We start from the raw sequence: 12,315 nt of genomic DNA on the forward strand, positions 1-12,315 counted from the left end.
TCGTTTGAATGTGTATGGTAGCACTTTCGCACGGTAAAGCGCGATTCGTGGGCATCATGAAAACTGGCTATCGCTATTCTCCATAACGAATAACCTGGAAGGTCTACCAGCTGGTGACATCGCCCGATTGATCGAGGCTCACCGGCTCGCTGAGGCGCGTGGCCGACTTCTTGGATGCGACCTTCGCCATATCGCTCACGCGCGCAAACGCCTCGCGCACGTCGAAGTAGGCCTGGCGCGCATAGCTGTGTATATCGCTCGAGACGCCCGTTACGCTAATGCCGAACGAGCTTGCGTCGAACAGCGCGCGATACTGGTGATACTCCTGCGTGACCACCACCATCGACGAGACGTTGAACACGTATTTCGCGCGGTACATGCTGTCGTACGTGTTCAGGCCCGCATGGTCGCAAAAGATGTCCTCGCTGGGAACGCCCGCCTCCACGGCATAGCGCTTCATGTTCATGACCTCGTCGTACGTATCGTCGCTCTCGTCGTCGCCGCTCATGATGATCTTCGGAGCCACGCCCGCCTTGTACAGCTCGATTGCGACGTCGAGCCTGTCCTGCAGAATCGTGGACGGCTCGCCATTGGGTTGCACGGCAGCCCCCAGCACGAAGATGCAATCGTAGGAGGCCTTGCCCGAATCGACGGACGCTTCCACGGCGCTGACGTCTTGCAGCTTCCCCACCTGGGTAACGTACTCCCAGGCGTTCGGCACGAGAAAAACGGCGAGCGCCACCGCGATGATGGCGCCCACGCATTTGAAGATGAAAGAGATAACCCGCAGCACTTATTTTACGACCACGTTCACCAAGCGACCGGGGATGACGATGGCCTTAACGACGTTCTTGCCGTCAAGATGCGAGGCAATGGCGGCCAGGGCCTGCTCGCGGATGGCGTCTTCCGATTCGGAAGCGGACACGGTGACGCGTGCGCGCACCTTGCCGTTCACCTGCACGGCAAGCTCGACCTCATCGGCCTTGGCGGCTTCGGGATCGAACGTGGGCCACTCGGCACGATGCACCGAGCCCTCGTTGCCCAACGCCGACTGCCACAGCTCGTCGGCCCAGTGCGGGGCAACGGGCGCAAGCAGGCGCACGAGCACGCTGGCCACTTCGGCAGAAAGCTCGGCGTATTCGGCAGCGCGCTGCTCTGCGTTGGTTACGCGCAGGAATGCGCCAGTGGCGTTCGAGAGCTCCATGATGGCGGCGATTGCCGTGTTGAAGTTCGTGCGGTCGAAGTCTTCGGTGACCTTGCCCGTAACGCGATGACGTTCGCGCAGGAGCGTCTTGGCGGCATCGGCGGGAGCAGGGGCCTTCCTATCGGCATGCGCCTCGGGGTCGAACAGCGTTTCCTCGCCCGCAATGCCCAGCAGGTCGTGAACCTGACGCCATACGCGCACCAGGAAGCGGTACACGCCGGCCAGGCCGTCCTCGTTCCAGAGCAGCTCCTTCTCGGGCGGAGCCATGAACAGGATGTACGCACGCACGGCGTCGGCGCCGTAGCGTTCGATCATGGTTTCGGGGGCAATGACGTTGCCCTTGCTCTTGCTCATGACGTCGCCATGCTCGTCGAGCACCATGCCCTGGCAGAGCAGGTTCGTGAAGGGCTCATCGAAGGAGAGCAGGCCGCAGTCGCGCAGCACCTTCGTGTAGAAGCGACTGTAGAGCAGATGCAAGATGGCATGCTCGATGCCGCCAATGTACTGGTCGACGGGCATCCAGCGGTTCGCCTTGACGGACTCGAACGGTGCCTCCTGGTTGTGCGGGTCGGTGTAGCGCATGTAATACCAGCTGCTGCAGGTAAACGTGTCCATCGTGTCGGTTTCGCGCTTGGCGGGACCGCCGCACTTCGGGCACGTGCACGAGCAGAACTCCTCGTGAGACGCGAGCGTTTCGCCGGCCGCGAGGTCGATGTCCTTCGGCAGGAGCACCGGAAGGTCCTCTTCGGGAACGGGCACGACGCCGCACTCCGGGCAGTGGATGGCGGGAATGGGGTTGCCCCAGTAACGCTGGCGGGAGATGAGCCAATCGCGCAGGCGAAACTCGACCTTGCGCTTGCCGCGGCCGGCTTCCTCGAGGGCGGCTACGATGGCTGCTTCGCCTTCGGAATGCTTGCCGCCGCGCATGCCCGTGTAGGGGCCGCTCTGCACGAGCGTGCCCTCCGCGTCCATGGCCTCTTCCCACGGCACTTCGGTGACAACGCGGTTCTGCTCGCCGGAAAGCTGCTCCATCAGGGGATCATCGTCGCCCAGGATGATGGGCACGATGGGCAGATGGTACTTGCGGGCGAACTCGAAGTCGCGCTGGTCGCCGCAGGGAACGGCCATTACGGCGCCGGTGCCGTAATCGGCGACTACGTAGTCGGCCACCCAGACGGGCACTTTCTCGCCGTTGATGGGGTTCACCACGTAGCGACCGGTGAACTCGCCATGCTTTTCATGGTCGCCCTGGGCGCGCTGTACCGCGGTGACCTTCTTGGAGGCTTCCACGAGGTCCATAACGGGCTTTTCGTATTCCGTGCCGGCAACGAGTTCGGCAACGCGGGGATATTCCGGGGCAAGCACGAAGAAGCTGCAGCCGAACAGCGTGTCGGCGCGCGTGGTGAAAACCGTGATGAGGTCGTCGGTTTCGTTGCCGTCGGCATCGCAGAGCGCGAACTGAACTTCCGCGCCTTCGCTGCGGCCAATCCAGTTTGCCTGCTGCTGCTTTACGCGCTCGGGCCAACCCTCGAGCTGATCGAGGTCGTCGAGCAGCTCCTGGGCGTAATCGGTGATCTTGAAGTACCACTGCGTGAGGTCGCGCTTTTCCACTTCGCTATCGCAACGCCAGCAGCGGCCCTCGATGACCTGCTCGTTGGCAAGAACGGTCTTGCAATCGGGGCACCAGTTCACCGGGGAGTTGCGGCGCTCGACAAGGCCGCGCTTCCAGAACTGCTCGAAGATCCACTGGCCCCAGCGGTAGTATTCGGGGTCGCACGCAACGACGGTGCGGTCCCAGTCGTAGCTGAAGCCCATGCGCTTGAAGCTGGCCTTCTGCGTTTCGATGTTGGCATGCGTCCAGGTGGCAGGGTGGGAATTGCGCTTGATGGCGGCGTTTTCGGCGGGAAGGCCGAAGGCGTCCCAGCCCATGGGATGGAGCACGTCGAAGCCGCGCATGCGGTTGTAGCGAGCCACGACGTCGCCGATGGAATAGTTGCGCACATGGCCCATGTGGATGTCGCCCGAAGGATAGGGGAACATCTCGAGGACGTACTTCTTGGGCTTGTCGGCGTTCTCGGCTACCTTATCGAGCTCGGCATCGCTCCAGGCTTGCTGCAGACGAGGCTCGATTTCGCGCGGATTGTATTCCTTCATGTGCATTCCTTCGTGCATCTTGTCGATAGTTTTCCCAATTATACGCATGTTTGCAGCACTTGGGCGCCCTACCCCGAAACCTCCAACCGAAGTCAGACAGTACGCAAAAGCGCCCGGCCCTGCAGAGACCGGACGCTTTCGCTTTCATGGCAGCCAACGCCTGGGAGGGGGACAGCGCGGCTATGCGAGAGTATTTACTTGTTGGCGGCGTGCTTGCCCGCGACGCGGCCACTCGTCATGGCGTTGCCCATATTGTTGCCAGCGCTAGGGCAGTTGTAGGCGTTGCCGTAGCGCTCGCCCATGGTGTTGCCCACGGCGTACAGGCCTTCGATGACATCACTCTTGTCAGCCTTGAGCACCTGGTAGTTGCCGTTCACGCACAGACCGGCAAGGGTGTTCAGGCCGGGACCGTACAGCGAGGGCGTGCCCTGGATTGCGACGTAGAAGGGACCCTGCTCGATTGGCAGCATGACGTCGGAGGGTTTGCCGTAATCGGTATCGGCACCCGCAGCGCACAGCTCGTTGTAGCGCTCGAGGGATTCGAGGGCGTTCGTCAGCGCCTCGCCGGCAAGGCCAGCGTTCTTCAGGGCCTCTTCGGCCGTGGCGCCCACGTACACGTCGTTGTACATGGCGCTCGTGCGGTTGGCGATTTCAAGGCCACGCACGTTCACCACGCCAGCCGAGACGTCGGCGTTCTTCATGGCCTGGTCGAATTCCTCGACGCCCTCGGGGAAGCCCCAGTTAGGAGCGCCATGGTCGAGGCCGGCGCGCTGAATGTAGTTCATGTAGTTGGCATCCATGATGGCGAAGTTGCCCTGCATGGCAGCGTCGGCGTCGATGGGCTGGCGCACGGACTGAGCCAGCACCAGACCGGCGAACGCCTCGTTCATGAAGCGCTTGCCCTTGCAGTTCAGCCACAGGCAGGGCGTGGAGCCCCAGGGGCCGAACGAAATCAGCGGAGCATTGCCGGCAACCGGACGAGGGTGGCTTTCGATGGCGCCACCAGCCCAGCAACCCAGCTTGTGGCCGCTGCCATCGCAGTCAGTCATGCCAATGAGGTCGGTCTTCTCGACGCCATGACGCATGGCGTTTTCAGCGCACTCACTGCAAAGCTCCCACACCATCTCGTAGTTGGCGCCGAAGTCGCCCGTCGCCAGGATGACGCCCTTGGTGGCGTTGAACTGAACGTAGCTGCTGCCGCTCTTGGCGATTACGCCCGTCACCGCGCCGGATTCGTCCTGCACAAGCTTGGAAGCGGTGAGGCCGCAGTTCCATTCGGCACCCAGGTCTTCGGCAGCCTCGCGGCTGTACCATTCGATTTCGGCGAGACGACTGATGCCCGTGAGCTGGCGCTTGCCAACCGGCTGCTCATTTTCGGTGCCGATGGTCTGCACGGTGCTGGCCCACATCTTGTAGCCAGCGATTTCAACGGGGTAGGACGCTCCATCGGGCTTGTTATATGCAGTCTGCACGATGCACTGACCGCCTTCGCGGTCGAAGATGGAGCTCGTGGAGGGGACGATGCTCACCAGGTTGTCCATCATCTCGCCCGAGTTATACACGTACGCGCGAATGACATCTGTGTTGCAGCGGCCGTTCGCGCGGCGAACGTACTCGTTCACGACCTCTTCCAGGTCATACGGGCCAAAGCCCCAGCTCTTCAGCAGCTCACTGTTGTAGCTGCAGATGTCGTCGCCGCGGTAGACGATTTCGCCATCGTTGTGCTTTTCCACGACGGCAACGCTCGCGCCCAGCTGGGCCGCAGCCAGAGCGGCCTGCGTACCGGAATGACCGCCGCCCACGACCACGACGTCGTAGGTTTTCGTCTCGCTGATTTCGCTACTGGCGATTTCAGGGGCGCTGCCCAGCCAGTCGCTGTCGCACATGTAGTAGTCGGGGCGCGTAGCCTGCGCGGCGCTCGCCGTGCTGGCCTTGGTCTTGGGCGCGCAGCCCGCCATGCCAGCAGCCGCAGCGGCCATTACGCCGGCGCCAGCGGCACCCTTCAGAAAGTTACGACGTGAAAGAGCCATAGTTCCCTCCGTAGATCTTCGAACTTGGAATGCCCGCATCAACCGATTCCAGCGGGCCGTTGACTCCATCATGGCGCGCCCGAAACGCACCCTCCATCCGCAAAAGCGTTGATTTCAGGCCCCGAAAACAGGCGGAAACGCCCTCAACGCTTTTACGTATATTTACGAAAAGGCCAGGTCAGCGGTGACCGACTTGTCGCGATTGCCCAATCGGACGATAATGAGGGCCTGGGTATGCTAACCTCCCCCACGGAGAGGACGCATTGTGGTTGAAACCAAAACACGCGCTCGGTCGGCGCACGCTTCACATATCTGCATCGTTTGCGGCATCGCGGCGTTCATCGCCTCGCTGCCCATCTATTCCCCCGCCATCCTTCCGTTCCAGCGACTGCCCGGAACCGGGGCCTTCGTGGGGTCATTCGCGCTTATTCTGCTTGCAAGCACGTTCGTCTTGGCTGCCACGATTGCCCTTCTGGCGCTACGCGGGCGCTGCATCCCCGACGCATTCGCACGCCCCCTTGGAGCGTGCCTCTATATCGTGGGAGCCGCCGCGTTCATAGGCTCGAGCGCATTCGCAGAGCTACCCGAAAGCGCCATCGCGTTCACAAGCGCCTCATCGGCGGCTATCTGCGGGCTGGGATGCACGCTCATGTGCCTCACCTGGGGACGCATCATGAAGCGCCTGGCCCTGAAGCAGGCACTCACGTTCATCGCGCTGGCCTCGGCACTTTCAGTTGCACTGCACGCACTGGAATTCTACCTGCCCATCGGAGTGGGCATCGCGCTGTTCATGCTATGCGCCATCGCCTGTGCAGTACTGCCCTTCCCAATAGGAACGGCCGAACCAAGCGAGCCCACGCCCCTTTCGGCGCATCTGCCCTCGCTTGCGCGCGTGGCGGCCACGCCAGCGCTGGGCCTGGCGCTCTGCGCGTTCATCACAGGCGCTATGCGCTCGGTCTTCATGGACATGTACGCCACGTATACCATCGGCGCAATCATCGCCTCCGCCATCGTGCTCGCATGCGTGGCGCTTACGCGCAGCATGCCCCTCATTCGCATGCTCTACCAGCGCGTCATTCCCCTCATCGTGGTAAGCACGCTTGCGATATTCAGCGTCACACTCGCCACCATGGGAGGATCGCAGCTGAACGCGGTCATGACCATGACGCTCTACATGTTCGTGGCCATCCTCACCATCGGCATCCTCTGCGCCATCGCGCACGCTGGAGAATTCCCTAGCGACACTATCTTTCTGCTGGGCCTTTCGTTCTTCGCCATCGCCTCCCTTCTGGGCATTTGCGCTGGCGACCTTATCGGCAACGAAAACATGACAACGCTGGCCATCGTCGTAACGGCACTCTACGCCGTCGTGGCCGTGCGCGCGCAAGGGGCATTCGACATGGCAGACGCGCAGCAAGAAGAAACACCCCAAGACGGAGCCGGAGAAACGGCAAGCGACCAACGGGAAGACGTGCAGCATACGCACTACGAGCACGTCGACCGCATCGCGCAGGAGCACAAGCTCACGCGCCGCGAGACCGAGATCCTGCATTACCTTGCCGAAGGACACACAGGTGCCTACATCGCCAAGGTGCTTTTCATCAGCCCCAATACGGCGCGCACCCACATCCATAACATCTATCGCAAGCTCGGCGCCACCAACCGCGAGGACATCCTGCACCTCACGAGGTAGCCCGAAGCGCTTAGGCACACACAACCCATACGCCCACAACAACAAAGCGGCCCGCAAGGCATCCTTGCAGGCCGCTTGATCATGCTATGAAGCGCAACCGCTTACGCGTTGGTGGCGTAGGGGCTCTTGTCCTTCTGCAGAACGTCGTGCGCGCCGCCTTCCACGATACTCGTGGCGCTGACGACGGTGAGCTTCGCCTTGTCCTGGAATTCGGGGATGGTAAGCGCACCGCAGTTGCACATCGTGCTCTTTACCTTGGAAAGCGTGACGTTCACGTTGTCCTTCAGGCTGCCGGCGTAGGGGACGTAGCTGTCGACGCCCTCTTCGAAGGTCATGCCCTTCTTGTTGCCGCCCAGGTCGTAGCGCTGCCAGTTGCGAGCGCGGGCAGAACCCTCGCCCCAGTATTCCTTCATGTAGCTGCCATTGACCATGACGCGGTTGTTGGGAGCCTCGTCGAAGCGGGCGAAGTAACGACCCAGCATGACGAAGTCGGCGCCCATGGCCAGGGCCAGCGTGATGTGCGTGTCGTACACGATGCCGCCGTCGGAGCAGATGGGGATGTAGATGCCCGTCTCCTCGAAGTACTCGTCGCGAGCCTTAGCGACTTCGATGGTAGCCGTAGCCTGGCCACGACCGATGCCCTTCTGCTCACGCGTGATGCAGATGGAACCGCCGCCGATGCCGATCTTGATGAAGTCGGCGCCAGCTTCGGCCAGGAAGCGGAAGCCCTCGCGGTCGACGACGTTGCCAGCGCCAACCTTCACGCTGTCGCCATAGTGGTCGCGGATCCACTTGAGGGTGAGGGCCTGCCACTCCGAGAAGCCCTCGGAGCTATCGATGCAGAGGCAGTCGACGCCAGCCTCGACCAGGGCGGGAACGCGCTCGGCGTAGTCGCGCGTGTTGATGCCAGCACCCACCATGTAGCGCTTATGGGCATCGAGCATTTCGTTGGGATTGCTCTTGTGGGAGTCGTAGTCCTTGCGGAACACCATGTAGACCAGGTTGTCGTCTTCGTCGACGATGGGCAGCGAGTTGAGCTTGTTGTCCCAGATGATGTCGTTGGCCTTCTTCAGCGTGGTGTCGACGGGGGCAACGATGAGCTTCTCGCGCGGGGTCATGAAGTCGCGCACGACCTCGCTCATGTCCATACGGGAAAGGCGGTAATCGCGCTCGGTTACAACGCCGAGCAGCTTGCCGTGGCCCGTGCCGTCGGACGTGACGGGCATCGTGGAATGGCCCGTCTGCTCCTTGAGGGCCACCACATCGGCAAGGGTCATATCGGGGGAAAGGTTGGAATCGCTCGTTACGAAGCCGGCCTTGTAATCCTTGACGCGAGCCACCATGGCGGCTTCGTCTTCGATGGTCTGGCTGCCGTAGATGAAGCTCATGCCGCCTTCGGTTGCCAGGGCAACGCTCATGCCGTCGTCGGAAACGGCCTGCATGATGGCGGAAACCATGGGGATGTTCAGGCTGATGGCGGGCTCTTCGCCCTTCTTGAACTTAACGAGCGGCGTCTTCAGGCTCACGTTTTCGGGACGATTCTCGGACGATGAGTAACCGGGAACGAGCAGGTACTCATTGAAAGTACGAGAAGGTTCTTCGAAGATGTAGGCCATGGAGCATCCCTTTCGCCGAAAATTTCGCTTAATTGGCTCATTATAACGAGGCGCGCGATTATCGATACGGTAGGTAGCCATTCATCACGCGTTCTCTATGCCCCGTTTGCACGCCCCTTGCGGCCATGGCGCGGCGCTGTGGGCCAAAACGACGCCCCTCCATCAAGAATCACACATAGCACCAGGGGGAACGCGATTATGCACGGCAGGTAGTAGCGCAGCATGACGCAGGGCCCCAGCGCATACGTGAGAAGCAGGGCCACGAGCAGAGCGAGCGGGACACGCAGGCGAGTGCGCGCCATGCACGCGCGAACCCCGGCGATAAGCACGCACCATACGTAGAACGGCACCGACACGAGCCATGCCGTAAGCGGATTCGACTGCAACACGTTATAGCGCGATATGCTCCACAGCCAGTCGTAGAGCCATGGAATCTTGGAATCATGCTGGCCGGGAGCCTCTACCATGCACGCGAACAGCGAGGTTTCGGTTTCGTCGTAGCCCATGGCATGCCCCAGGGCGTCGTTGTTGTACGCGTCGATCGTAGAGAACGGATACCACGATTCATAGGTAAGATGCAGCCAGGCATCCACCAATTCCCTGGGATACTTCACGGCCAGGGGCAGATATTCGCTATAGAAGCGAACGGGATCGGGCTCCAGCATGAGCACCGTCATGAACGCGCCACGCGACGCATCGGTGATAACGGGCACGTTACGTTCGAGCGACGCACGCGAATCGTCGATTTGCTGCTGCGTTGCCGAGTTCGCAAGCGCAAGAATGGCTTCCCTATCCTCCTCGGTCACGCGGTCGCTGTTCCAAATGAACGCGAGATGCTGCGTGGGAACCGAGCTCATGGACAGGTACGTGGGGTTTGGATCGACATCCGCAGAAAGGGCGCGCGCAACGGGCCCGCCCACTATGCCCGACACGACGAGCGCAACCGCCAGGCCAACGGCGTAGGCGCGCCACCGATGGCGCAGCAAGATAACCACGAACGGAAGGCCCGCCAGCAGGGCGAACGATACGTTATTGCGCAGGAGGCAGCAAAGCGCTTCCAACACGATGAGCGGAACCCACGCGCGCCACCCCTCACCAGGCGCAACAAGGCACTTGAGCATGAGCACGAACGCGAGCGCAAAGCACAGGTCCTTCCCGCTTCCCCACGCGAAGCACGGAATAATCGGGTTGAACGCGAAAAACGCGAAGGAGAGCACGGCGAGAATGCCCCCGTACGACTTCCCCGCCCAAAGCACGATGCGGGAAAGCACGCCCGCGGCAACGACTCCGCACGTAAAGCAGATGATGGCAATGGCCGCATTCGAAGAAAGCCCCACCGCCGCGGTAGCGCGGAAGACCATCGCGGTGCACCACACCCAGAAAAAGGGCTGATTGGGATTGTACGTGCCCTGCTGGACGTATTCAGCAACCGCATCGGTGTCGTAGCAGTAGAACCCGGGCCACGCCGCCAGGAAAACGGGAAGCCAGCAGAGAAGCAAGAGCGCCCAGAGCGCGGGCCACGCGAAGCGCTTCCGCATGAGGGATTCCACAACGCGCGCCACGCGCGTTTCGCGGAAGAAGCGCCGCGACGAAACTGCCGCGCAAATACGCCATATTCCCAGATAGACAACGAAGAAGAGAGCCGCCAAAGCCACGAAGGCCACAGCGAAGAGCGCGACGTCGAACGCACCCGCAGTGGCGATGTAGTCATGCGACACCGCATACCCAGCCACGACGAAGAACGAGCAGAGCGCGGCGATAACGCCCGTCGCGAAACGACTTCCCCGCTCGCGCGGGAGCACGGTATGGCTATGTTCGGATAATCCCCTTGGCATGCCGTCCATCATACACTACGCCACAACCCGCCATGCGCCCACGTGCACCGGGCGAACGAGCGCATGAAAAAAAGGCGGCTGGCACTAAGCATGCCAGCCGCCCATTCGTTGCGTTTGGGTTACGCGCCGTACGTGACGCGTGCGCCCTGCGGGGTGTCCTCGATGGTGAAGCCCAGGCCAGTAAGGCCATCGCGCACCTGGTCGGCCAGCGCGAAATCGCGGTTCTTGCGCGCTTCGGCACGCGCCTCGAGCAAAACGTCGACCGCCTGCTTCGGATTGGAACCCGTGTAGCCGGTGAGCTCGCGGGAAAGGTCGACCACTTCCTGGGGGTACTCGCAGGCTTCCTCATCCTGCTCGAGCATGATGCCCAGGACGCTCATGAGCTCGACGAGCACCGCATGCGCGTTGCGCAGGATGGGCACGTCGCTCAGCGAGCAGGTCTTATCGCCCAGGGCGGTGTTCAACTCGCCCACGAACGCGAACAGCACGCCCAGCGCACCGGCGGTGTTGAAGTCGTCGTCCATGGTGACGATGAACTCGTTGCGCATTTCCTTCGTGCGCTTCAGGATGGTGCGCGTGTCGAGCGGGCTGGGAATGTCCTGCGCGTTCGACATCGCCCAATCGAGGCGCGCCACCAGGCCGGAGATGCGCTCGAGAGCCGCTTCGGCCTCGTCGAGGCGATCCTGCGAGAAATCGAGGGGGCTGCGATAGTGCGTCTGCAGCATGAGCATGCGCAGCACATCGGGCTTCGTGGTAGCCAGCACGTCGCGCAGCAACAGGAAGTTGCCGAGCGACTTGCTCATCTTCTCGGAATTGATGCGCAGCATGCCGCTGTGCATCCAGTAGTTGCAGAACGGCTCGCCATAGCCGGCCTCGCTCTGCGCCGTTTCGTTTTCATGATGCGGGAATACCAGGTCGGCGCCGCCACCGTGAATGTCGAGCGGCAGACCCAGGTACTTCTTGGACATGGCCGAGCACTCGATGTGCCAGCCCGGGCGGCCGGGGCCCCAGGGCGAATCCCATGCGGGCTCGCCGGGTTTCGCGGCCTTCCAAACGGCGAAGTCGAGCGAATCGCGCTTGCGGTCGCCAATGCCCTCGGTGCGCAGGTCGCGATGGCCGCTTTCCAGCTCGTCGACATCGCGGCCGGACAAGGCGCCATACGCTTCCCAGCTGCGTACGCTGAAGTACACGTCGCCTTCCGCCTCGTATGCGCAGCCAGCGTCGATGAGCTTCTGCACGAGGTCGATCATCGCGGGGATTTCCTCGGTGGCCTTCGGGCGGATATCGGGGTCGAGCACGCCCATCGCATGCATGTCGTCGATGAACGCCTGGGTGTATTCCTGGGCGACTTCGGCGGCACTGCGGCCCTCTTCGTTGGCCTTGTTGATGATCTTATCGTCGACATCGGTGATGTTCTGCACGAAGGTCACGTCGAAGCCACGCCACGACAGGTAGCGGCGAATGGTGTCGAAGCTGATGAACGTGCGGGCATTGCCGATGTGAATATAGTTGTACACGGTGGGACCGCACACATACATGCGCACATGTCCCTCCTCCACCGGCTTGAATTCTTCCTTGCGGCGCGTCTGCGAGTTATAGAGCTTGATCATGACCAGCCTTTCGATTGCGTGAGTATGCAATTATATTCGATTATTTGGACGAGACATATTCGATTATCGGAATGAGACCAGCGCTTACTTACATCGATAGAGCAACGCAACTGCCTGCGTGGTCATTCCCTCTTCTCGCCCTTCAAAGCCCAAACGCTCGGTCGTCGTGGCCT

At 61.7% G+C, this 12,315-nt stretch carries 7 protein-coding genes; 1 reads left to right on the top strand and 6 read right to left on the bottom strand.

What is annotated here, in order from left to right; all coding sequences use genetic code 11:
- Positions 1–103 precede the first annotated feature (103 nt).
- The 3 genes from AC04P6_RS06470 to AC04P6_RS06480 form a co-directional block, all read right to left on the bottom strand.
- Positions 104–793: a SanA/YdcF family protein gene (locus AC04P6_RS06470; RefSeq protein WP_475565802.1), complete on the bottom strand. Its 690-nt coding sequence runs from the start codon at positions 791–793 to the stop codon at positions 104–106.
- Positions 794–3,358 (bottom strand): leucine--tRNA ligase, encoded by a 2,565-nt coding sequence (gene leuS / locus AC04P6_RS06475; protein WP_475565803.1) that lies wholly within the window; start codon positions 3,356–3,358, stop codon positions 794–796.
- Positions 3,359–3,552: 194 nt separating this feature from the next.
- Positions 3,553–5,388: an FAD-binding protein gene (locus AC04P6_RS06480; protein WP_475565804.1), complete on the bottom strand. Its 1,836-nt coding sequence runs from the start codon at positions 5,386–5,388 to the stop codon at positions 3,553–3,555.
- A gap of 265 nt (positions 5,389–5,653) precedes the next feature.
- Between AC04P6_RS06480 and AC04P6_RS06485 the strand changes: the two genes are divergently transcribed.
- Positions 5,654–7,081, top strand: a complete 1,428-nt coding sequence (locus AC04P6_RS06485) for a LuxR C-terminal-related transcriptional regulator (RefSeq protein WP_475565805.1) — start codon at positions 5,654–5,656, stop codon at positions 7,079–7,081.
- A gap of 101 nt (positions 7,082–7,182) precedes the next feature.
- Here AC04P6_RS06485 and AC04P6_RS06490 read toward each other — a convergent pair whose 3' ends face one another.
- The 3 genes from AC04P6_RS06490 to cysS all read right to left on the bottom strand — a co-directional run bounded on the left by AC04P6_RS06490 (position 7,183) and on the right by cysS (position 12,142).
- Positions 7,183–8,697, bottom strand: coding sequence for an IMP dehydrogenase (locus tag AC04P6_RS06490; protein ID WP_475565806.1), 1,515 nt, complete (start codon positions 8,695–8,697; stop codon positions 7,183–7,185).
- Between the two features lie 95 nt (positions 8,698–8,792).
- Positions 8,793–10,544 (bottom strand): DUF6020 family protein, encoded by a 1,752-nt coding sequence (locus tag AC04P6_RS06495; RefSeq protein WP_475565807.1) that lies wholly within the window; start codon positions 10,542–10,544, stop codon positions 8,793–8,795.
- Between the two features lie 107 nt (positions 10,545–10,651).
- Positions 10,652–12,142: a cysteine--tRNA ligase gene (gene cysS / locus AC04P6_RS06500; protein ID WP_475565808.1), complete on the bottom strand. Its 1,491-nt coding sequence runs from the start codon at positions 12,140–12,142 to the stop codon at positions 10,652–10,654.
- Positions 12,143–12,315 lie beyond the last annotated feature (173 nt).

Source organism: Denitrobacterium sp., from assembly GCF_056180635.1.